Below are 21,794 nucleotides of genomic sequence, written 5' to 3' on the forward strand. Positions count from 1 at the left end.
GAGACATTATGTTTTTAGTCGACTCACACTGCCATCTCGATGGCCTGGATTATCAATCCCTGCATAAAAATGTGGACGACGTGCTGGCGAAAGCCGCCGCGCGCGATGTGAATTTTTGCCTGGCCGTGGCAACCACGTTGCCGGGTTACCGCTCCATGCGTGAACTGGTAGGCGAGCGCGATAATGTCGTCTTCTCCTGCGGCGTGCATCCGCTGAATCAGGATGAAGCGTACGACGTTGAGGATTTACGCCGTCTTGCCGCAGAAGAGGGCGTAGTGGCGATGGGCGAGACCGGCCTGGACTATTTCTACACTCCGGAAACGAAACCTCGCCAGCAGGAATCCTTCCGTAACCACATCCGCATTGGCCGGGAACTGAATAAGCCGGTTATCGTTCACACCCGAGATGCGCGCGCCGACACGCTGGGTATCCTGCGGGAAGAAAAGGTGACGGATTGCGGTGGCGTACTACACTGTTTCACAGAAGACAGAGAAACGGCGGGTAAGCTGCTTGATTTGGGCTTTTATATCTCGTTCTCGGGGATTGTCACGTTCCGTAATGCTGAGCAACTGCGTGATGCGGCGCGCTATGTTCCGCTGGATCGTATTCTGGTGGAAACCGATTCCCCGTACCTGGCGCCGGTGCCTCATCGTGGCAAAGAGAACCAGCCAGCGATGACCCGGGATGTCGCTGAGTATATGGCCGTTCTGAAAGGTGTCAGTATTGAAGAACTGGCTCGCGTGACAACGGAAAACTTCGCCAGTCTGTTCCATATCGACCCCGCCCGCCTGCAATCTGTCTGATACACCTGTTATTTTTAGGCTCGTAATTAATAAGTAAAGCGAGTAAAGTTCACCGCCTCATTCGGGGCGGTGATGGCGTTTTTAGACACATCCAGACATGCTTTATGTAAATATCTGCAAGTTTTTTGGCCGTCTTGAACTGAAACGTGATAGCCGTCAAACAAACTCAGAGGGAATTATTTTACTCTGTGTAATAAATAAAGGGCGCTTAGATGTCCTGTCCACGGCGCGGTACTCCCCCCGGGCCAATGCGTGAAAACGTAAAAAAAGCACAAATACTCAGGAGCACTCTCAATTATGTTTAAGAATGCATTTGCTAACCTGCAAAAGGTCGGTAAATCGCTGATGCTGCCAGTATCCGTACTGCCTATCGCAGGTATCCTGCTGGGTGTCGGTTCTGCAAACTTCAGCTGGCTGCCAGCCGTAGTTTCCCACGTGATGGCCGAAGCAGGCGGTTCTGTTTTTGCTAACATGCCGCTGATCTTCGCTATCGGTGTTGCTCTGGGCTTCACCAATAACGACGGTGTTTCCGCTCTGGCGTCCGTTGTTGCTTACGGCATCATGGTGAAAACCATGGCTGTGGTTGCGCCGCTGGTACTGCATTTACCTGCTGAAGAGATTGCCGCTAAGCACCTGGCGGACACCGGTGTTCTCGGTGGTATCATCTCCGGTGCGATTGCAGCGTATATGTTTAACCGCTTCTATCGCATCAAGCTGCCTGAGTATCTGGGCTTCTTCGCGGGTAAACGTTTTGTGCCGATCATTTCTGGTCTGGCCGCGATTTTCACCGGTGTGGTCCTGTCCTTCATCTGGCCACCAATCGGTACGGCAATCCAGACCTTCTCTCAGTGGGCAGCTTACCAGAACCCGGTTGTGGCGTTCGGTATCTACGGCTTCATTGAGCGCTGCCTGGTACCATTTGGTCTGCACCACATCTGGAACGTTCCATTCCAGATGCAGATTGGTGAATACACCAACGCAGCAGGTCAGGTGTTCCACGGCGACATCCCACGCTACATGGCGGGCGACCCAACGGCAGGTAAACTGTCTGGTGGCTTCCTGTTCAAAATGTACGGTCTGCCGGCAGCTGCAATTGCTATCTGGCACTCTGCTAAACCAGAGAACCGTGCAAAAGTGGGCGGTATCATGATCTCCGCAGCGCTGACCTCGTTCCTGACCGGTATCACCGAGCCGATCGAGTTCTCCTTCATGTTCGTTGCGCCGATCCTGTACATCATCCACGCGGTACTGGCAGGTCTGGCATTCCCAATCTGTATCCTGCTGGGTATGCGTGACGGTACGTCATTCTCTCACGGCCTGATCGACTTCATCGTTCTGTCCGGTAACAGCAGCAAGCTGTGGCTGTTCCCAATCGTGGGTGCTGGCTACGCAGTGGTGTACTACACCGTCTTCCGCGTGCTGATCAAAGCACTGGACCTGAAAACGCCGGGTCGTGAAGATGCAACGGAAGACAGCAAAGCCGGTGTGACCAGCGAAATGGCACCTGCTCTGGTTGCTGCTTTCGGCGGTAAAGAGAACATCACTAACCTGGACGCGTGTATCACTCGTCTGCGTGTGAGCGTTGCCGACGTTGCGAAAGTCGACCAGCCGGGTCTGAAAAAACTGGGCGCAGCAGGCGTCGTTGTTGCAGGTTCTGGTGTTCAGGCAATCTTCGGAACGAAATCCGATAACCTGAAAACCGAAATGGATGAGTACATCCGCAACAACTAAGCTGTGATCTGGGGAGACTAAGGCAGCCGAATGGCTGCCTTTTTTATTACTCGGTTTGGGGGGCCGGGTGGCGGCTGCGCCTTACCCGGCCTACGTGATGGGTAGGCCCGGTAAGCGCAGCGCCACCGGGCTTAATACTCAGAAGTCGTAGCTCGCGCTAACCGAAACGTTCAGTGGCGCGCCATACACTACATACGATCCGACGTAGTCGTAATACTCTTTGTCGAACAGGTTGTTGACGTTAGCCTGAACAGCAAAGTCTTTGGTGACCTGATAGCGACTGAACAGGTTCACCAGCCCATAGCTGCCTTGCTCCGCGCGGGAACGTCCTGCCGGACCGCCTTCCACGTCCGTCCACACTTTGTTCTGCCAGTTTACGCCACCGCCCACGGTCAGTTCCGGCAGCATTGGCAGTTGATAACGAGTGAACAACTTCATGGTTGTGCGCGGCTGATCGGAGCTGACAGCGTTGCCATTCTTATCTTCTGCAATGTAACGCGTCGCGCCAAAGGTCAGCTGCCAGTTATCGGTCAGTGCACCGTTGAGCTCAAACTCGACCCCTTTGCTGACCACCCCGTCCAGCGATTCATAAATCGACTCACCGCTCGGCATGTAGGTATACGTGTTGCTGGCCACGTTATCCTGCTCAATGCGGAAAATCGCCAGCGAGGTGGTGAGGCGGGTATTAAACCAGTCTGCCTTCACCCCGGCTTCGTAGCTTTTACCCATGGTAGGGTCGAGATAACGTCCACTGGCATTGCGCTTATCCTGCGGCTGGAAGATAGAGGTATAGCTGACGTAGGTCGACCAGTCCTCATTGATGTCATACACCAGGCCGGCATACGGCGTGACATCATCTTTGGTGCTTTCCAGACGGGTATTCGGCGAACCAGCGGGGTTATAGCGTATGTTGTATTGGGTGTAACGCGCCCCCAGGATCAGATGCAACGGATCGGCGAGTGAGAAACGCGCAGAGGAATAGGCTGAAGACTGGCGAATATCATCCTTGCTGTAGAGTTTCCACGGCGTCCACTGCGGATCGGCAATGTTCCCGTTCCAGTTCTTAAAGTTGCCGACATCAACCATGCCGTATACTGCATCCGGCATGGTGTTGTCGTAATGGTTACGCTGACGGCTAAAGCTGCCGCCGAACATCATCTCGTGCTGACGGCCAAAGAGATCGAAGCCGCCGCGCAGGAAGGCATCGACCGCATCCTGTTTACGTTCCCCGCGGTTCCAGCCGCCGTAACCCACCAGGCCAGCGCCGGTCTCTTTATCCGGATAACCGGACATATACATCAGCTTAGAGTCAAAGTTGGTTTCAGCATGCATGCCGTTGATGTGCGCTTCCCAGCCATTATCGAAACGCTGGGTCAGGTTAGCGAAGATGCGGGTGCTGTCTTTATCTGAATAGGCCCAGTCAGGCGCGACGGTCTGGCTGCGATTGTAGTTGGTCTTACTTCCGTCGCTGTACCAGGTCGGCAGCCCACCCCAGGTTGGGTCGGCGGTATGGCTTTCCTGATACTCATACCCTACCGAGAGGGTCGTGCTGTCGGTAACATCTGCATCCATCACGCCGTAGAGGAATTTCTTCCGGTAGTGGTAGTTATCCACGAAGCTGTCGTTGTCCTGATAACCCGTGATCAGACGACCCCGTACCTTACCTGAATCCACCAGCGGCGCCTGGAGATCCAGCACGTAACGCTGCTTGTCCCAGCTGCCGTAGCTGGCGGAAACGTTGCCTTTAAATTCCTGGCTGTCCGCATGCTTGCGCACCATATTAACGTACGCCGCCGGGTTGCCCGTCCCGGACATCAGGCCTGTGGCGCCGCGGACCACTTCAATGCGGTCATAAATTGCGGTATCGGCGGCGGTATCACCAAAGTTCCACACTTCACTGATGGACGTTGGAAGGTCGTCATAGGCGTAGTTGCTGACGAAAAATCCGCGTGAGTAAAATACGGTACGGTCGCTGTCCTGCACCTGCGCCGTAATGCCCGTGGTGTTCGTCAGCACCTGTCCGATGGATTGCAGATTCTGGTCAGCCATACGTTGCTGGCTGATAACGCTGACGGACTGTGGGATGTCGCGGGGAACCAGCAACAGTTTGGTGCCGGTGGTGGTGGTTTTTACGCTGTAATCCTGATCCTGGCTGGCAGAAAGATCCTGTGTGTTATCAAAACCCCCATCAACGACGACGGTATCTTCGGCTGTTGAAGCAGCGAAAGCGGTGGTTGGCGTCAATGCCATAGCAATGCAGGCGGCCAGCAACGAAGGTGTTGCGGCAGGCTGACGTTGCCCATCCCTGGTGTGATTAATGAAAGACATCATCAAACCCTTAGTGAATGGTGAAGGTAGTGCGCGACAGTCCCGCTAGTACGGGCTGACGTCGTTTTCTATGTTAAAAATGCGCATGAAAATGCAAATGCGAAATATACGCATTGTGATTAACGCTGTAAACAGATGTTTCGGGATGAACTGAAATCAGGTTTCAGAAAAGAAATGTCCTAAAGCGATGCCTCTTCACCCAGATGGGCGATAATCAGGAAAGAAATCACGGGAGAAGGTTGAAAGGACAGGAGAAACTCGCTCATACTCTTGTGTTGTGTCACACAGTAAAACAGACAATGTGTGTTAACAACGGACGCACGACGCCAGATTAAACTTAAAAGGAAAAGGTCATGGCTGAAGAAACGATTTTCAGTAAAATTATCCGCCGCGAAATTCCGTCGGATATTGTCTATCAGGATGAACTGGTCACGGCTTTCCGCGACATTTCTCCCCAGGCGCCGACGCACATCCTTATTATTCCCAATATTCTGATTCCGACCGTCAATGACGTTAAAACCGAGCATGAAGTGGCGCTGGGCCGTATGCTTACGGTGGCCGCGAAAATTGCTGAGCAGGAAGGGATTGCTGAAGATGGATACCGTTTGATCATGAACTGTAATCGCCATGGCGGCCAGGAAGTCTATCATATTCATATGCATCTTCTGGGTGGACGTCCACTGGGACCGATGCTGGCACATAAAGGTCTTTAATATGTTAACTGGGCGTATTGCAGCGCTGATCGTGACGCTGGTTATGGTTGGGTGCAGCGCGCGTCCCGCCATCCCGGTCAGTGAAGAACAGACGCTGGTGATGGAGTCCTCAGTGCTTGCTGCGGGCATCACGGCGGAAAATCCTTCGTTGACCATAAGCGAAATCCAGTCTTCTGCCTCCTCTACGCTCTATAACGAAAGGCAAGAGCCAGTGACGGTGCATTATCGCTTCTACTGGTATGACGTGAGAGGTCTTGAGATGCACCCGCTTGAGGCGCCGCGTAGCGTGACGGTCCCGGCAAGATCGTCGGTCACGCTCTACGGCAGCGCCAGCTATCTGGGTGCACATAAGGTGAGACTTTATCTTTATTTGTAAGGAGTGAACCTTGATTAAAACAATGAGCCGTTATGCGCTCCTGAGTGCGTTCGCACTCTTTCTGGCAGGCTGTGTGACGCGAACGGAAGAACCTGCACCGGTGGATCAGGCGAAGCCGGGAACGGAACAGCCAACAACACCGGCGCAACCTGTTCCAACCGTGCCGTCTGTACCGACTATTCCGGCGCAGCCTGGCCCGATCGAACATCCGGACGATACCGCGCAACCTGCGCCGCGAGTGCGGCACTATGACTGGAACGGCGCGATGCAGCCGATGGTGGGCAAAATGTTGCAGGCACAGGGCGTTACGCCTGGCAGTGTGCTGCTGGTGGACAGCGTGAACAACCGTACAAACGGTTCCCTGAATGCGGGAGAAGCGACGGAAACCCTGCGCAACGCGCTGGCAAACAACGGTAAATTTACGCTGGTCTCAGCCCAGCAGCTCGCGGTCGCCAAGCAACAGCTTGGTCTGTCGCCTCAGGACAGCCTGGGTTCGCGCAGTAAAGCGATTGGTATCGCCCGCAACGTTGGCGCGCAGTATGTCCTTTATTCTAACGCGGCAGGCAACGTGAACACGCCGTCGTTGCAGATGCAGTTAATGCTGGTTCAAACCGGCGAAATTATCTGGTCAGGTAAAGGTGCCGTTACGCAACAATAAGCGCACGCGTCATGATGTCCTGACGCGTTATTTCCCCCAGTATCGTGTTATCGCGCCGCAAGCCCCCGTCGGGCTTGGCGGCGCGAGTTGCATTATTGAGCGTGGCGACCATCGGCTGGTTTTACGTCAGCATCACGATGCCGCCGCGCCTGCCGCCCATTTTCGTCGCCAGTTCCGCGCCCTGAAGCGCCTTCCCGCCGACCTTGCCCCGAAACCTCATCTCTTTATCAGGGACTGGATGGCGGTGGCGTTTATTGCGGGTGAGATCAAAAGCGAGCTTCCCGATACGCCCACGCTGGCAGCCATGCTGTATGATCTGCATCGACAGCCGCGTCTGGGCTGGCGGGTGACGTTACTTCCATTACTGGATAGCTATTGGCAGCAGGCTGCGCCTGGACGACGCACGCCCTTCTGGCTGGCGCAGCTTAAGCGGCTGCGTAAAGCGGGAGAGCCGAAGGCGTTACGTCTGGCGCCGCTGCATATGGATGTCCATGCGGGGAATATCGTTCATACCACGGCGGGCGAGAAACTTATCGACTGGGAATATGCCGGGGACGGTGACGTGGCGCTTGAACTCGCTGCGGTCTGGATGCCTGATGAGGCTTCGCGCGTGCAGCTGATAACCGCCTATGCCCGAAACGCCAACATAAATGTACTCACCCTTGCGCGGCAGGTCGCGCGCTGGCGTCCGTGGGTGCTGATGCTGATGGCGGGATGGTTTGAAATGCGCCTTCAGCAGACAGATGACGAACAATTTATTGCGCTGGCAAATGATGCCTGGCGTCAGTTACAAACGAAAGGATAAGAGAGGTTGGTGTGGGTCCAGTAATGTTGGATGTTGAAGGGTTTGAGCTGGATGCGGAAGAGCGCGAAATTCTGGCGCACCCGCTGGTAGGGGGGCTGATTCTTTTCACCCGCAATTATCACGATCCGGCGCAGTTGCGCGAGCTGGTTCGCCAGATCCGCGCGGCGTCACGCAATCGCCTGGTGGTGGCCGTCGACCAGGAAGGTGGACGCGTGCAGCGTTTCCGCGAAGGGTTTACGCGTTTACCCGCCGCACAATCTTTTGCTGCGCTGCTGGGTACTGAAGAGGGCGGTCAACTGGCGCAGGACGCAGGCTGGCTGATGGCCAGCGAGATGATCGCCATGGATATCGATATCAGCTTCGCCCCGGTGCTGGACGTAGGACACATTAGCGCGGCAATTGGTGAGCGTTCGTATCATGACGATCCACGTATCGCGCTGGCAATGGCGACGCGCTTCATTGACGGTATGCACGATGCGGGCATGAAAACCACCGGCAAACATTTCCCTGGCCACGGGGCGGTGACGGCGGATTCCCATAAAGAAACCCCGCGCGATCCGCGCCCGGAAGCAGACATTCGAGCTAAAGATATGTCTGTTTTCCGCTCGCTGATTACCGATAACAAGCTGGACGCTATTATGCCTGCGCACGTCATCTACAGTGACGTTGATCCGCGTCCGGCCAGCGGCTCTCCGCATTGGCTTAAAACCGTGCTGCGTCAGGAGTTGGGCTTCAATGGCGTTATTTTCTCTGACGATTTATCCATGGAAGGGGCGGCGATCATGGGAAGCTATGCCGAACGTGGGCAGGCTTCGCTGGATGCGGGTTGCGATATGATCCTCGTCTGCAATAATCGTAAAGGGGCGGTGAGCGTGCTGGATAACCTGTCGCCGATCAATGCTGAACGTGTTACGCAATTGTATCATAAAGGTTCATTTAGTCGTCAGGAGCTGATGGACTCGGCGCGCTGGAAAACGGTAAACGCCCGGCTTGAAGCCCTGAACGAGCGCTGGCAGGCACATAAAGCAGCCCTTTAATTCATCCCGGAAGGCGTAGCGTGGTGAGACGATGATCATTTATTTACACGGTTTTGACTCAAACAGTCCTGGTAATCATGAGAAAGTGCTGCAATTGCAGTTTATCGATCCGGATGTCCGGCTGATCAGTTACAGCACGCGTCATCCGAAGCATGACATGCAGCATCTGCTTAAAGAAGTGGACAAAATGTTGCAGCTCAATATCGACGATCGTCCGCTGATCTGCGGCGTGGGGTTGGGGGGATACTGGGCAGAGCGCATCGGTTTTTTGTGCGATATCCGTCAGGTCATTTTTAATCCTAACCTGTTTCCAAACGAAAACATGGAAGGCAAGATTGACCGTCCGGAAGAGTACGCCGATATCGCAACAAAATGCGTGAGCAATTTCCGCGAAAAGAACCGCGACCGGTGTCTGGCGATCCTCTCCCGCAACGATGAAGCGCTGGACAGCTCCCGCGCTGCCGAACTTCTGCATCATTACTACGAAATTGTCTGGGACGAAGAGCAGACCCACAAGTTCAAAAATATTTCCCCGCACTTGCAGCGTATTAAGGCCTTTAAAACGCTGGGCTGAACTCCCTGAACCTGACAAAGGCCCGGTACGTGAAAGCGTGCCGGGCCTCTTTTTTGTCAGAGTTGTCTACTTTTAAACCATCAAAACTTGATACATATCAATTTTGGTATGACCAATGCGCCTGACGTGCTATTCTCAATGAATCTGAATGGTTTCAGCGCAGTAACCTGTTGTTAATTAAGGGTTATTTATATAACTTTTAATTAACAATTGGTTAATAATTTGAGGGGTTCACGTTGACTACGCCATTGAAAAAGATAGTGATTGTCGGCGGTGGTGCTGGCGGACTGGAGCTGGCGACGCAGCTGGGTAAGAAACTGGGTCGCGGTAAGAAAGCCAAAATCACGCTGGTGGATCGTAACCACAGCCATCTGTGGAAGCCGTTACTGCACGAAGTGGCGACCGGGTCGCTGGATGAGGGCGTGGATGCGCTCAGCTATCTGGCACATGCGCGTAACCACCACTTCCAGTTCCAGCTGGGTTCGGTGGTGGATATCAATCGTGAAAACAAAACCATCACGCTGGCTGAGCTGCGTGATGATAAAGGCGAGTTGCTGGTTCCTGAGCGCAAGCTGGCCTATGACACGCTGGTGATGGCCCTGGGCAGTACCTCCAATGATTTCAACACCCCAGGCGTAAAAGAGCACTGCATCTTCCTGGATAACCCGCATCAGGCGCGTCGTTTCCATCAGGAGATGCTTAACCTGTTCCTGAAGTACACCAACAACATGGGTGCTAACGGCAAGGTCAATATTGCTATCGTGGGCGGCGGCGCAACGGGCGTTGAATTATCGGCGGAGTTGCACAATGCGGTCAAACAGCTGCACAGCTACGGCTACAAAGGGCTGACTAACGAAGCGCTGAATGTGACGCTGGTGGAAGCAGGTGAACGTATTCTGCCTGCGCTGCCGCCGCGTATTTCCGGCGCGGCGCACAACGAGCTGACCAAACTGGGCGTGCGCGTGCTGACCCAGACCATGGTGACCAGCGCGGATGAGGGCGGACTGCATACCAAAGACGGCGAATACATCCAGGCCGACCTGATGGTCTGGGCTGCGGGGATCAAAGCGCCTGATTTCATGAAAGATATCGGTGGGCTGGAGACAAACCGCATTAACCAACTGGTGACAGAGCCGACGCTGCAAACCACGCGCGATCCGGACATCTTCGCTATCGGCGACTGTGCCTCCTGCGCGCGTCCGGAAGGCGGGTTTGTGCCTCCTCGCGCTCAGGCCGCGCACCAGATGGCAAGCCTCGTGCTGCATAACATCCTGGCGCAGATGAAAGGCAAACCGATGAAAGCCTATGTCTACAAAGACCACGGCTCTCTGGTGTCGCTCTCAAACTTTTCCACCGTGGGCAGCCTGATGGGCAACCTGATGCGCGGCTCCATGATGGTGGAAGGGCGCATCGCCCGCTTCGTGTACATTTCTCTGTACCGTATGCACCAGATTGCGCTGCACGGCTACTTCAAAACCGGCCTGATGATGCTGGTCGGCCGCATCAACCGCGTTATCCGCCCACGCCTGAAGCTGCACTAATTTCTCCCTCCCTCCGGGCTCTCCGGAGGGAATTTTTAGCACATCATGCTGTGCATTTCGCTCCTGACGCTTAAGAGTTCTCTTAAACAGACGCTATCCCAGCTCATCCCCCGGTTTTTTGATCCTTTATCTTATTGGCGAAGCGTCTATTGCGCTGCAAAATTGCTACCAATTGCAACAAAGGAGGAAGTCCCGTGAATAAATCAATGTTGGCGGGTATAGGGATTGGCGTCGCAGCTGCGTTAGGTGTGGCTGCCGTTGCCAGTCTGAACGTACTTGATCGTGGCCCGCAGTATGCGCAGGTGGTTTCCGCTACACCGATCAAAGAGACGGTCAAGACGCCTCGTCAGGAGTGCCGTAATGTTTCTGTCACCCATCGTCGTCCGGTTCAGGATGAAAACCGTATCGCTGGCTCCGTGCTGGGCGCGGTTGCTGGTGGGGTGATTGGTCATCAGTTTGGTGGTGGCCGTGGTAAGGATGTCGCGACGGTAGTTGGTGCGCTGGGTGGCGGTTATGCCGGTAACCAGGTGCAGGGTGCGATGCAGGAAAATGATACCTACACCACAACGCAGCAGCGCTGTAAAACCGTGTATGACAAGTCTGAAAAAATGTTGGGCTACGACGTAACCTACAAAATTGGCGATCAGCAGGGCAAAATCCGCATGGATAAAGATCCTGGTACGCAGATCCCTCTCGACAGCAATGGTCAGCTGATACTGAATAACAAAGTGTAAAAAAGATGTTCTCTGAACTTAGCTCCTCATGCGCTCAGGCTGAGGAGCTTTTTTTGCGTCAGAGTTTAAGAAGTTCAGGCCACAGGCGCAGCGTTATTTGCGTAATCCCCTGCAGTTTTTCCAGCGTCGCGCCTTCACGGGCGCTGATGGACATCCCCTGTAGAATACAGCTCAGATACTGGGCCAGCTCCTGCGGACGGCAATGTGCCGGAATTTCACCGCGCTGCTGGCGTTGAGCCAGAAACGTGCTGAGCGTCTCCTCCTGCATCGCATGGCGCGATTTGACCGTGTTGGCAATCTCTTTCGACGATGCCGCGAGGGTCGCGGAGGTGTTGATCATAAAACAACCCGCGGGCGTGTCTTTACTGGTAAAGCAGGTTGCGACTGCGCAGAAATAATCCTGCAATGCCTGCTCAACCGTTTTTTCTTCACAGAATAGCTGGGCTTCGTGTTTTGCCGCGAAGCGCGAGATGTATCTGTCCAGAACGGCCCGGAATAAGCCTTCTTTGTTGGTGAACTCTGCGTACAGGGTAGGGGCTTTCGCGCCCGTTGCTTCCACCAGGTCGGAGAGCGACGTGGCTTCATACCCATGCTGCCAGAAGAGCGTCATGGCCTTATCGAGCGCCGCATCCCTGTCGAACACTTTTGGTCGGCCACGGCTTTTCTTTGCGCAACGCGTGACATCGGTTGTCATGTGCCGTTGGTCCTCTGTTGTTTTGTTGAATAGTCATTATAAAAATAAACGTCTGCGACGACCAGCGGTGATTTCTTAAAAATAATTTAATTTTATCTTTATGAAATATAAGGAAAATGAAATTAATTTAACGACCATTATAAAAATGGGTTGACGTGTGACCTGGATCACATCTATCATTTACCTATCGATCGTTAACTAAATAACTAACGACCACTACATCATCTGCCCAAAGGTATAAAATCATGAAAAACGTTAAAACCCTCATCGCTGCCGCCGTTCTGAGTTCACTCTCTTTCGCAAGCTTCGCTGCTGTTGAAGTGCAATCCACTCCAGCAGACCAGCAGAAAGTCGGTACCATCTCTGCCACTGCCGGGACTAACCTCGGCTCTCTGGAAGATCAGCTGGCACAAAAAGCTGACGAAATGGGTGCGAAATCATTCCGCATCACCTCTGTGACCGGTCCTAACACCCTGCACGGTACCGCAGTTATCTACAAATAAGCGTAACGCAACCCTCCGTTATGCCACTGCAAAAAAACGCCCTGCTAATGTAGGGCGTTTGTCGTTATTACCGTTTACATTGACTGCTGAGCAACCTCATGATGCCGCGTGACATCGGTTGGCATCCCCGAGCGCGCTTCCATCGCCCGCTCCATCACTGCGCCATCGGTGTTTGCATTCGTTTTAAAGCTCACCATCGAGGCATTCAGATTAATCGGCAGCGTCTGCGGATCGTCATTAATGTTTTTCGATAGCGGCTGGTGGATCTCAACCAGACGGACGCCACCCGGCTCTTCAGACACTTTAATCGGCGTATTGATGATATTCACTTTCGTGCCAGGGGCGATCACGCGGTAGAGCGTTTTGATGTCGTCATCGCGCAGGCGAATGCAGCCGGAGCTGACGCGCATCCCGATCCCAAAATCCGCATTCGTTCCGTGCAGAAGATAAACCCCACCATATGCCGCCAGGCGAATTGCATGGTGCCCCATCGGGTTATCCGGGCCAGCAGGCACCACGGCAGGCAGGTCGATACCTTGAGCTTTATAACGGGCGCGAATGTTTGCCGTCGGGGTCCAGGTTGGATTAGCGCGCTTATCAGAGACGGTGGTGACCATGGTAGGGGTCAGCGTATCGCCCCCCAGTTGACCAATACCGATAGGGTAAACGGTCACTTCGTTCTTGCCCGGCGGGTAGTAATACAGACGCAGTTCGGCGAGGTTAATTACAATGCCCTGACGCGGCGCGTCCGGCAGGATGGTTTGCAGCGGAATCGTCAGTACGCTGCCCGCCCGGGGCACATAGGGATCTACGCCCGGGTTGGCCTGCAACAGCGCCAGGAACCCGACGTTATATTTTTTAGCAATCGCTTCCAGCGAACCGCCATCGTTTTCAACCTCGTGAAAGCGGTTTTCACCTACCACGTTGCTGCCGGCGGGCGGAAGAGGCCAGGTATTGGCGCGAGCAGGGAGCGCGACGGCAACCGTCGCGGCCAGCGCAACCACAGTTAACCAGCGGGTAAAACGCGAAGAAATCATCATTATCATAATCCATACAAATGATAAGGTTATTGTTTTATAAGGCGTTAATGATAATTATGGCGAATGTATGGTCGGGAAGATCGGGCGAAGTGCAAAGAGTTTGTAAATTGTCCCCCACCAGCCGGGCGCTGGCGGGGGAAACCGTTATGCGATGGCGTTCTCTTCCAACTGACGCATAAAGTTACGCACCCAGTCCATGCGGATTTTACGTTCCGTCAGATCCTGAGTAAATTTCAGACGCGTCGGGCCATCAAGACGGAAATGCTGCGGCTGTTTTTGCAGAAGGCCAATCAGCCACATCGGATCGACGTGGTTCTTCTCGGCAAACTCAATTACGCCGCCTTTCTCGTTGCCTTCAAGCTTACGAATGCCCAGCTTCTGCGCCTGCTGACGCAGGCGGGCAATATCCAGCAGGTTGCGCGCCGCATCGGGCAATATCCCAAAACGGTCAATCAGTTCGACTTTAATCTCTTCCAGCTCGCCTTCGCTTTTCGCGCTGGCAATACGTTTGTAGAACGACAGACGGGTATTCACGTCAGGAATAAAATCATCCGGCAACAGGGAAGGCATGCGCAGTTCCACTTCGGTCTGCTGGCTGGTGAGATCTTCCAGAGACGGTTCACGTCCGGCTTTAAGCGCGTCGACGGCATTTTCCAGCAGCTCCATATACAGAGAAAAACCGATGGTTTCCATGGAGCCGCTCTGGTCTTCACCCAACAACTCACCGGCGCCGCGGATCTCCAGGTCGTGCGTCGCCAGCGCAAAGCCAGCACCCAGATCTTCCAGCGAGGCGATAGCTTCCAGACGCTTTTGCGCGTCGGTGGTCATCGCCTTCGGATGCGGCGTCAGCAGCCACGCGTAGGCCTGATGGTGCGAACGCCCGACGCGCCCGCGCAGCTGATGCAGTTGGGCCAGGCCGAAGTGATCCGCGCGTTCGATGATGATGGTGTTCGCCGTCGGAATGTCGATCCCGGTCTCAATGATGGTGGTACATACCAGCACGTTGAAACGCTGATGGTGGAAGTCGTTCATCACCCGCTCCAGCTCGCGCTCGCGCATCTGGCCGTGACCAATGGCGATGCGCGCTTCCGGCACCAGCTCTGCCAGCCTGTCGGCGGCTTTCTGAATGTTTTCAACGTCGTTATACAGGTAATATACCTGGCCGCCGCGCAGCACTTCACGCAGGATCGCCTCGCGAACCACCAGATTGTCGTACTCGCGAACAAAGGTTTTCACCGCCAGACGGCGCGCCGGCGGGGTGGCAATAATCGACAGATCGCGCATGCCGCTCATCGCCATATTCAGGGTGCGCGGGATCGGCGTGGCGGTCAGGGTCAGAATGTCGACGTCGGCGCGCATCGCTTTGATGCGCTCTTTGTGGCGCACCCCAAAGCGGTGCTCTTCATCGACGATCAGCAGCCCCAGATCTTTCCACTTTACGTCGCTTTGCAGCAGCTTGTGGGTGCCGATCAGAATGTCAATTTTGCCTTCGCTTGCCTGTTCCAGGATTTGCGTCTGCTCTTTGGCGCTGCGGAAACGCGACAGCATCTCAATGCGTACCGGCCAGTTGGCGAAGCGGTCGCGGAAGTTGTCGAAGTGCTGCTGGGCGAGGAGGGTAGTCGGCACCAGCACCGCCACCTGCTTGTTGTTTTCCACCGCCAGGAAAGCGGCACGCATTGCTACCTCGGTTTTACCGAAGCCCACGTCGCCGCAGACTAAGCGATCCATCGCCAGCGGCTGGCACATGTCGCTCAGCACGGCATTTATGGCCTGAGCCTGATCCGGCGTAGTTTCAAACGGGAAGCTGTCGCAGAACAGCTGGTACTGCTCTTTATCATGCTTAAACGCATAACCCTCTTTGGCCGCACGCTGGGCGTAAATGTCCAGCAGCTCGGCGGCCACGTCGCGCACTTTTTCCGCCGCCTTCTGCCGCGCGCGTGACCAGGCGTCGCCGCCCAGCTTATGCAGCGGCGCGTTATCTTCCGCGCCACCGGCGTAGCGGCTGATAAGGTGCAGGGACGACACCGGCACGTACAGTTTGGCGTCGTTCGCGTAGGTCAGCATCAGGTATTCACCTTTGATGCCGCCTGCTTCGAGGGTGGTCATTCCCTGATAGCGACCCACACCGTGTTCCAGGTGAACGATCGGCTGACCGGGGTGCAGTTCGGCCAGGTTGCGGATCAGGGTGTCCGGGTTGATGGTGCGACGGCTGTCCTGACGACGGCGCGCCACGCGCTCGCCCAGCAGGTCGCTTTCACAAATCAAGGCCAGGTTATTGAGCGTATCAATAAATCCGTGCTCGGCGGAGCCGATCATCAGGTAACGACCATTTCCGGTCGCTTCGCTCAGGCGATGAATGCGCTTCGGTGCAACTTTGATCCGTCCTAGTAGTTCGCCCAGCGCTTCACGACGACCCTCACTCTCAACGGAGAACACCACTGGCCCGGTGAAGGAATCAAGAAACTTGCGCAGGTTATCGAGCGGGGATTTCTGCTGCGCCTGGACGGCCAGATCGGGCAGCGTCCGGAACGCGAGATTGGTGTTCGCCGCCTTATCGGCAAGCGAATCGGTTTTGAGCTGCATACGCGGCCAGCGTTTTAGCTCGGCGTTGAGCTCGTCGGTACGCAGCCACAGCATTTCCGGCGGCAGCAGCGGACGCATCGGGTCAACGCCCCGGTTTTCAAAGCGGGCGCGCGTTTCGCTTTCAAAGCGGCTGGCGCTGGCGTCGATATCCCCGGTGTTAACAATCAGCGTATTGGCCGGGAAGTAGCTGAACAGCGCCGGCAGCGGTTCGTTAAAGAACAGGGGCTGCCAGTACTCGATCCCGGCCGGAAGGGTGCCTTTGCTGACCTGCTGGTAGATATGTTCGGCATCACGTTTCACGTCGAACCTGTCGCGCCACTGGCTGCGGAACAGTTCGATGGCGGTTTTATCCGTCGGGAACTCATGGGCGGGCAGCAGATTAATGGAGTCCACTTCCTCCAGCGTGCGCTGGGTGTCGGCGTCGAACACGCGCAGGCTGTCGATCTCATCATCGAAGAAATCCAGACGATACGGCTGGTCGCTGCCCATTGGATAGAGATCCAGCAGCGCACCGCGCGTCGCGTATTCGCCGTGCTCCATCACCTGATCGACATGACGGTAACCGGCTCCGTCAAGCTGCACGCGCAGGGCATCGCGCGACAGGCGCTGGCCTTTTTTCATCACCAGCGCATGGCCGTGCAAATAGCTGTGCGGACAGACGCGCTGCATCAGGGTATTCACCGGCACAATCAGCACGCCGCGCTGCATGGTGGGGAGCTGATACAGCGTCGACAGGCGTGAGGAGATGATCTCCTGGTGCGGAGAGAAACTGTCGTAGGGAAGCGTTTCCCAGTCGGCCAGGCTGAATACCAGACTGTCGGTGAACTGACGAATTTCGTCGTGCAGGCGCAGGGCGTTTTGCATGTCCGGGGCAACCAGCACCACCGGCCCCGGATGGCGCTCGGCAATTTCCGCCACCAGCGTAGCGCAGGCCGCGCCTGTCAGTTCGCCCAGCTGGCGTTGGTCACCTGCTTTTACAGGCAAGGAAAAACGATAGTGTTCAGGCATGGCTATGTCAGGGTCTCTTGGGGATATACCAACAGTATTGGGGCATATCACTGATACGCAATGTCTTTATTATCCTCGATCGTTATGCATAAGCAAATCGTAACCGCACAAGAGGAAAAGTGCCCCCGGATGGGGGCAGGGTAGGTTAGCGGCTGGCGAGCTGTGGCGTAAGCCGTGCGGGAGGGGAGAAGAAAAGGTCGCCAAAGAGGGCGGTCGAGAGCTTACGTGCGCCCAGTCCAACCAGCGTGCAGACGAGCAGGCTGACGAACGGATAGACCAGAATCAGCGTTAACTCCGCCCAGATCGGCCAGTACGCCGCATTCATTTCGCGAATCAGGAGCAGGCTAAACGCCTCAATTAAAATGCGGTGGGTGGTATAAATCGCGATGGTGTTTGAACCGATGACGTTCAGCAGATTATTGGGATGAACGGCATAACGCTGCTCGAAGCTGTAAAAGAGCTTCATGATGACCACGATCGACAGCAGTGAGAGCGGCAGAGGAACATTAGCGAACCACAGCACTACCGACACCGCGCCAGAGGCGATAAGTACCAGCCAGCTGCGGCGCAAATTCATCCCTTTCATCCACGTCATTAACTGCGCGCCGTACCATGCGCCGAGGCTGTAGTAGATCATGTTGCGCACCACGCTGTTCATTCCCCACAATGGTAAAGGCAGGAAGTTAATGGCGATGCTTGCCAGCGCCAGAAGCCCCAGCATCGGCAGTTTCCAGCGGCTCAGCAGTTTACAGAGCGTGAAGTAGACCACTAAAGCGTACAAGTACCACAGGCTGGTGCTGGCCGTGAGCATTCCCAGTACAAACCCTGAAACGGAATCGGCGTAGGCCGCATTGGATGCTGTCGCCAGTTCACGCTCGGGGGCGAGCCAGGCATTCAGATGGGTCAGCGCCTGCCATTGCAGGACGCCCCACAGGGCCAGCACCCAGACAATGCTCCAGATCCGCTTGTCGAGACTGGTGCGCCAGTTCACCTCGTCAATATATCGACGAATCAAATAGCCGGAGATGAAGAAAAACACCGGCATACGGAACGGTGCGAGGTAAAGATTAAAGTAGACCCAGCATTTGGCGAGCAGGCCCGATAACGGATGCTGTAGCCCGTCCAGGTGAGGATAAAAGGTGATCACCGAGTGGTAAATCACCACCAGGCAGATGCACAGCCCTTTTATCTGGTTAATCCATAATGCTTTTTGTTTCATTGTGCGTGACGACCTTGTTGCCATAAACGAAAGGTCGATTGTTGTAAAATGAAACCCCGATGTAACGGGTAACAGTCTGTATCAGGACGATTTTCGGAAAAGGTGGAGGCTGTATGGCGGAAGTTCAATCAGTAGCATGATGATTTATCTGAATTTTTCGGAAAAATGATTACCGAATCTTACGGTTTCAGTCATTTACGCTTAGCGGATTCGCTTATATACTCGTGGGTCTGCTATCAGCAAACAGACGGATTTCATGTATCAACCTGTCGCACTCTTCATAGGCTTACGTTACATGCGTGGGCGCGCCGCGGACCGCTTCGGTCGCTTTGTCTCCTGGCTTTCGACTATTGGCATTACGCTTGGCGTGATGGCTCTGGTGACGGTGCTTTCCGTCATGAACGGCTTCGAGCGCGAGCTGCAAAACAATATCCTGGGGCTGATGCCGCAGGCCGTTCTCTCTTCCACTCAGGGCTCCGTTAACCCGCAACAGCTGCCGGAAAGCGCGGTGAAGTTACAGGGTGTCACGCGCGTTGCGCCCCTCACGACGGGCGATGTGGTGCTGCAAAGCGCCCGCAGCGTGGCGGTCGGGGTGATGCTGGGTATCGATCCGGCGCAAAAAGATCCGCTGACGCCGTTCCTGGTCAATGTGAAACAAACCGACCTGGAAGCGGGTAAATACAACGTCATCCTCGGTGAGCAGCTTGCCGGGCAGCTCGGGGTCAACCGTGGCGATCAACTGCGCGTGATGGTGCCCTCAGCCAGTCAGTTTACGCCGATGGGGCGTCTGCCAAGCCAGCGCCTGTTCAACGTGATTGGCACGTTTGCGGCGAACAGCGAAGTCGATGGTTACCAGATGCTGGTTAACATTCAGGACGCCTCGCGTCTGATGCGCTACCCGGCGGGAAATATCACCGGCTGGCGTCTGTGGCTTGATGCGCCGCTGAAGGTGGATACCCTTAGCCAGCAGACGCTACCGGAAGGAACGAAATGGCAGGACTGGCGCGACCGCAAAGGCGAACTGTTCCAGGCCGTGCGCATGGAGAAAAACATGATGGGGCTGCTGCTGAGCCTGATCGTGGCCGTTGCCGCGTTTAATATCATCACCTCGCTCGGGCTGATGGTGATGGAGAAGCAAGGCGAAGTCGCCATTCTGCAAACCCAGGGGCTGACGCCGCGCCAGATCATGGCGGTATTTATGGTGCAGGGTGCCAGCGCTGGCATCATCGGCGCGCTGCTCGGCGCGGCGCTGGGTGCGCTGCTCGCCAGCCAGCTCAACAATCTCATGCCGATTATCGGCGCGCTGCTTGATGGTGCGGCGCTGCCGGTGGCTATCGAGCCGCTCCAGGTGGTCGGTATTGCGCTGGCCGCGATGGCTATTGCGCTGCTCTCTACGCTTTATCCTTCCTGGCGGGCTGCCGCCACTCAACCCGCTGAGGCTTTACGTTATGAATAAGATCCTGTTGCAGTGCGACAACCTGTCCAAACGCTATCAGGAAGGCGCTGTGCAGACCGACGTGCTGCACAATGTCAGCTTTAGCGTGGGTGAAGGCGAGATGATGGCGATTGTTGGCAGCTCCGGCTCCGGCAAAAGTACGCTGCTGCACCTGCTGGGCGGGCTGGACACGCCAACCGAAGGCGATGTGATCTTTTCCGGGCAGCCGCTGAGTAAAATGTCGTCTACGGCGAAAGCCGAGCTGCGTAACCGTGAGCTGGGTTTTATCTATCAGTTCCACCACCTGCTGCCGGACTTTACGGCGCTGGAAAACGTGGCGATGCCGCTGCTGATTGGTAAAAAGAAACCCGCAGAAATCAATGCCCGCGCCAGCGACATGCTAAACGCGGTAGGGCTGGGTCATCGCGGGAATCATCGTCCGTCTGAGCTTTCCGGCGGCGAGCGTCAGCGTGTGGCCATCGCCCGTGCGCTGGTCAACAACCCGCGCCTGGTGCTGGCGGATGAGCCGACAGGTAACCTCGATGCGCGTAACGCAGACAGCATTTTCCAGCTTCTCGGCGAACTGAACGCCGCGCAGGGAACCGCGTTTCTGGTGGTCACGCACGATTTGCAGCTGGCTAAGCGGATGGGCCGTCAGCTGGAAATGCGCGACGGTCGTCTGAATGCAGAACTGACGCTGATGGGAGCGGAGTAATGGCTTCACCGTTATCGTTACTCATTGGGTTACGCTTTAGCCGCGGTCGTCGCCGGAGCGGGATGGTTTCCCTTATCTCCGTGATCTCCACCATCGGTATCGCCCTGGGCGTGGCGGTTCTAATCGTGGGCTTAAGCGCCATGAATGGCTTTGAGCGTGAACTGAATAACCGCATTCTGGCCGTTGTCCCCCACGGTGAAATCGAGCCGGTTAACCAGCCGTGGTCCAACTGGCGTGATGCCCTTAACAAAGTGGAAAAGGTGCCCGGCATTGCGGCCGCTGCACCTTACATCAACTTTACCGGGCTGGTAGAGAGCGGGGTAAACCTGCGCGCCATTCAGGTGAAAGGGGTAAATCCTCGTCAGGAAGAGCGTCTGAGCGCGCTGCCGCGCTATGTGCAAAATGGCGCATGGGCAAACTTTAAGGCTGGTGAGCAGCAGATCATCATGGGCAAAGGCGTTGCCGATGCGCTGAAGGTGAAGCAGGGCGACTGGGTCTCGATCATGATCCCGAACGCCAGCGCTGATCACAAATTGCAGCAGCCTAAGCGCGTACGTCTGCACGTCACCGGTATTTTGCAACTGAGCGGCCAGCTCGATCACAGCTTCGCGATGGTGCCGCTGGAAGATGCGCGCCAGTATCTGGATATGAGCGACAGCGTGACGGGCATTGCCATTAAGGTTAACGACGTCTTCAACGCCAATAAACTGGTGCGTGACGCTGGCAGCGTGACCAATAACTATGTCTACATCAAAAGCTGGATCGGCACTTACGGGTATATGTACCGTGATATCCAGATGATCCGCGCGATTATGTATCTGGCGATGGTGCTGGTGATTGGGGTGGCGTGTTTTAATATCGTCTCGACGCTGGTCATGGCCGTTAAGGATAAGAGCGGCGACATCGCCGTGCTGCGTACCTTAGGGGCGAAAGACGGTCTTATTCGCGCCATCTTCGTCTGGTACGGTTTGCTGGCGGGGCTGTTTGGCAGCCTCTGCGGCGTGGCGATCGGCGTGGTGGTTTCCCTTCAGCTGACGCCGATTATCAACGGGATTGAGGCGCTTATCGGCCATCAGTTCCTGTCAGGCGATATCTATTTTATTGACTTCCTGCCGTCTGAACTGCACTGGCTGGACGTCATTTATGTGCTGGTTACAGCACTTTTACTGAGTCTGCTGGCAAGCTGGTATCCGGCGCGTCGCGCAAGCCGAATTGATCCGGCGAGGGTATTAAGTGGCCAGTAATTTCGTCATGGTTTAGCGGTCCTTTGGCCGCTTAATCAAACAGAGGAATGCAT

General features: G+C 55.4%; 19 protein-coding genes. 14 read left to right on the plus strand and 5 right to left on the minus strand.

What is annotated here, in order from left to right:
• Positions 1-8: 8 nt before the first annotated feature.
• On the plus strand, positions 9-803 hold the full coding sequence (locus C3451_RS16745; protein WP_045622618.1) for a metal-dependent hydrolase: 795 nt from the start codon (positions 9-11) through the stop codon (positions 801-803).
• Positions 804-1,100: 297 nt separating this feature from the next.
• Positions 1,101-2,534: a PTS glucose transporter subunit IIBC gene (gene ptsG, locus C3451_RS16750; RefSeq protein WP_006809245.1), complete on the plus strand. Its 1,434-nt coding sequence runs from the start codon at positions 1,101-1,103 to the stop codon at positions 2,532-2,534.
• Positions 2,535-2,672: 138 nt separating this feature from the next.
• Here the strand turns inward: ptsG and fhuE are convergent, their stop codons facing one another.
• Positions 2,673-4,862, minus strand: coding sequence for a ferric-rhodotorulic acid/ferric-coprogen receptor FhuE (fhuE, locus tag C3451_RS16760; protein WP_045622617.1), 2,190 nt, complete (start codon positions 4,860-4,862; stop codon positions 2,673-2,675).
• A 353-nt stretch (positions 4,863-5,215) separates the two neighbouring features.
• On the opposite strand from fhuE, the gene hinT reads away from it, so the two are divergent.
• The 8 genes from hinT (at position 5,216) to C3451_RS16800 (ending at position 11,300) form a co-directional block, all read left to right on the plus strand.
• Positions 5,216-5,575 (plus strand): purine nucleoside phosphoramidase, encoded by a 360-nt coding sequence (hinT, locus tag C3451_RS16765; protein ID WP_006809243.1) that lies wholly within the window; start codon positions 5,216-5,218, stop codon positions 5,573-5,575.
• Between the two features lies 1 nt (position 5,576).
• Positions 5,577-5,951 carry a YcfL family protein gene (locus tag C3451_RS16770; protein ID WP_022647747.1) on the plus strand — a complete coding sequence of 125 codons (375 nt, stop codon included), beginning with the start codon at positions 5,577-5,579 and terminating at the stop codon, positions 5,949-5,951.
• Positions 5,952-5,964: 13 nt separating this feature from the next.
• A complete protein-coding gene (lpoB, locus tag C3451_RS16775) occupies positions 5,965-6,609 on the plus strand; it encodes a penicillin-binding protein activator LpoB (RefSeq protein WP_114138776.1) in 645 nt (214 codons plus the stop codon).
• Entirely contained in the window at positions 6,590-7,414 is an 825-nt protein-coding gene (gene thiK, locus C3451_RS16780; RefSeq protein WP_045622615.1) for a thiamine kinase, read from the plus strand. Before lpoB ends, thiK begins: the two co-directional genes overlap by 20 nt.
• Before the next feature lie 11 nt (positions 7,415-7,425).
• Complete coding sequence (nagZ, locus tag C3451_RS16785; protein ID WP_045622614.1) at positions 7,426-8,451, plus strand: beta-N-acetylhexosaminidase; 1,026 nt, start codon at positions 7,426-7,428, stop codon at positions 8,449-8,451.
• A 31-nt stretch (positions 8,452-8,482) separates the two neighbouring features.
• On the plus strand, positions 8,483-9,025 hold the full coding sequence (ycfP, locus tag C3451_RS16790; protein WP_022647750.1) for an alpha/beta hydrolase YcfP: 543 nt from the start codon (positions 8,483-8,485) through the stop codon (positions 9,023-9,025).
• A gap of 236 nt (positions 9,026-9,261) precedes the next feature.
• Positions 9,262-10,566, plus strand: coding sequence for an NAD(P)/FAD-dependent oxidoreductase (locus C3451_RS16795; RefSeq protein WP_017693633.1), 1,305 nt, complete (start codon positions 9,262-9,264; stop codon positions 10,564-10,566).
• A gap of 194 nt (positions 10,567-10,760) precedes the next feature.
• Entirely contained in the window at positions 10,761-11,300 is a 540-nt protein-coding gene (locus C3451_RS16800) for a glycine zipper 2TM domain-containing protein (protein ID WP_017384715.1), read from the plus strand.
• Between the two features lie 58 nt (positions 11,301-11,358).
• On the opposite strand, the gene C3451_RS16805 is transcribed toward C3451_RS16800, so the two are convergent.
• Positions 11,359-11,994 (minus strand): TetR/AcrR family transcriptional regulator, encoded by a 636-nt coding sequence (locus C3451_RS16805; protein ID WP_023305873.1) that lies wholly within the window; start codon positions 11,992-11,994, stop codon positions 11,359-11,361.
• A gap of 245 nt (positions 11,995-12,239) precedes the next feature.
• Between C3451_RS16805 and bhsA the strand changes: the two genes are divergently transcribed.
• Positions 12,240-12,497, plus strand: a complete 258-nt coding sequence (gene bhsA, locus C3451_RS16810) for a multiple stress resistance protein BhsA (RefSeq protein ID WP_006809234.1) — start codon at positions 12,240-12,242, stop codon at positions 12,495-12,497.
• 74 nt (positions 12,498-12,571) lie between these two features.
• Here the strand turns inward: bhsA and C3451_RS16815 are convergent, their stop codons facing one another.
• From C3451_RS16815 to C3451_RS16825, 3 genes are all read right to left on the minus strand, one after another.
• Positions 12,572-13,537 (minus strand): L,D-transpeptidase family protein, encoded by a 966-nt coding sequence (locus C3451_RS16815; protein WP_045622613.1) that lies wholly within the window; start codon positions 13,535-13,537, stop codon positions 12,572-12,574.
• Positions 13,538-13,681: 144 nt separating this feature from the next.
• Positions 13,682-17,128 (minus strand): transcription-repair coupling factor, encoded by a 3,447-nt coding sequence (mfd, locus tag C3451_RS16820; RefSeq protein WP_032624473.1) that lies wholly within the window; start codon positions 17,126-17,128, stop codon positions 13,682-13,684.
• Positions 17,129-17,273: 145 nt separating this feature from the next.
• Positions 17,274-18,347 carry an acyltransferase family protein gene (locus C3451_RS16825; protein ID WP_124304348.1) on the minus strand — a complete coding sequence of 358 codons (1,074 nt, stop codon included), beginning with the start codon at positions 18,345-18,347 and terminating at the stop codon, positions 17,274-17,276.
• 256 nt (positions 18,348-18,603) lie between these two features.
• Between C3451_RS16825 and lolC the strand changes: the two genes are divergently transcribed.
• The 3 genes from lolC to lolE are packed head-to-tail and all read left to right on the plus strand — an operon-like array spanning position 18,604 to position 21,741.
• Complete coding sequence (lolC, locus tag C3451_RS16830) at positions 18,604-19,803, plus strand: lipoprotein-releasing ABC transporter permease subunit LolC (RefSeq protein WP_017384712.1); 1,200 nt, start codon at positions 18,604-18,606, stop codon at positions 19,801-19,803.
• The gene (lolD, locus tag C3451_RS16835; RefSeq protein WP_032624471.1) at positions 19,796-20,497 is read left to right on the plus strand and encodes a lipoprotein-releasing ABC transporter ATP-binding protein LolD; all 702 of its coding nucleotides are present in this window, start codon (positions 19,796-19,798) and stop codon (positions 20,495-20,497) included. The genes lolC and lolD overlap by 8 nt, the downstream gene beginning before the upstream one ends.
• Complete coding sequence (lolE, locus tag C3451_RS16840; protein WP_045349257.1) at positions 20,497-21,741, plus strand: lipoprotein-releasing ABC transporter permease subunit LolE; 1,245 nt, start codon at positions 20,497-20,499, stop codon at positions 21,739-21,741. Before lolD ends, lolE begins: the two co-directional genes overlap by 1 nt.
• Positions 21,742-21,794 lie beyond the last annotated feature (53 nt).

The organism is Enterobacter sp. 301B (genome assembly GCF_003850715.1).
GTDB lineage: Bacteria > Pseudomonadota > Gammaproteobacteria > Enterobacterales > Enterobacteriaceae > Enterobacter > Enterobacter intestinihominis.

Coding starts and splice junctions, on each gene's coding strand:
- C3451_RS16745 (WP_045622618.1), top strand. CDS start 9: ATGTTTTTAGTCGACTCACACTGCCATCTCGATGGCCTGGATTATCAA.
- ptsG (WP_006809245.1), top strand. CDS start 1,101: ATGTTTAAGAATGCATTTGCTAACCTGCAAAAGGTCGGTAAATCGCTG.
- fhuE (WP_045622617.1), bottom strand. CDS start 4,862: ATGTCTTTCATTAATCACACCAGGGATGGGCAACGTCAGCCTGCCGCA.
- hinT (WP_006809243.1), top strand. CDS start 5,216: ATGGCTGAAGAAACGATTTTCAGTAAAATTATCCGCCGCGAAATTCCG.
- C3451_RS16770 (WP_022647747.1), top strand. CDS start 5,577: ATGTTAACTGGGCGTATTGCAGCGCTGATCGTGACGCTGGTTATGGTT.
- ycfP (WP_022647750.1), top strand. CDS start 8,483: ATGATCATTTATTTACACGGTTTTGACTCAAACAGTCCTGGTAATCAT.
- C3451_RS16805 (WP_023305873.1), bottom strand. CDS start 11,994: ATGACAACCGATGTCACGCGTTGCGCAAAGAAAAGCCGTGGCCGACCA.
- bhsA (WP_006809234.1), top strand. CDS start 12,240: ATGAAAAACGTTAAAACCCTCATCGCTGCCGCCGTTCTGAGTTCACTC.
- C3451_RS16815 (WP_045622613.1), bottom strand. CDS start 13,537: ATGATGATTTCTTCGCGTTTTACCCGCTGGTTAACTGTGGTTGCGCTG.
- mfd (WP_032624473.1), bottom strand. CDS start 17,128: ATGCCTGAACACTATCGTTTTTCCTTGCCTGTAAAAGCAGGTGACCAA.
- C3451_RS16825 (WP_124304348.1), bottom strand. CDS start 18,347: ATGAAACAAAAAGCATTATGGATTAACCAGATAAAAGGGCTGTGCATC.
- lolC (WP_017384712.1), top strand. CDS start 18,604: ATGTATCAACCTGTCGCACTCTTCATAGGCTTACGTTACATGCGTGGG.
- lolD (WP_032624471.1), top strand. CDS start 19,796: ATGAATAAGATCCTGTTGCAGTGCGACAACCTGTCCAAACGCTATCAG.
- lolE (WP_045349257.1), top strand. CDS start 20,497: ATGGCTTCACCGTTATCGTTACTCATTGGGTTACGCTTTAGCCGCGGT.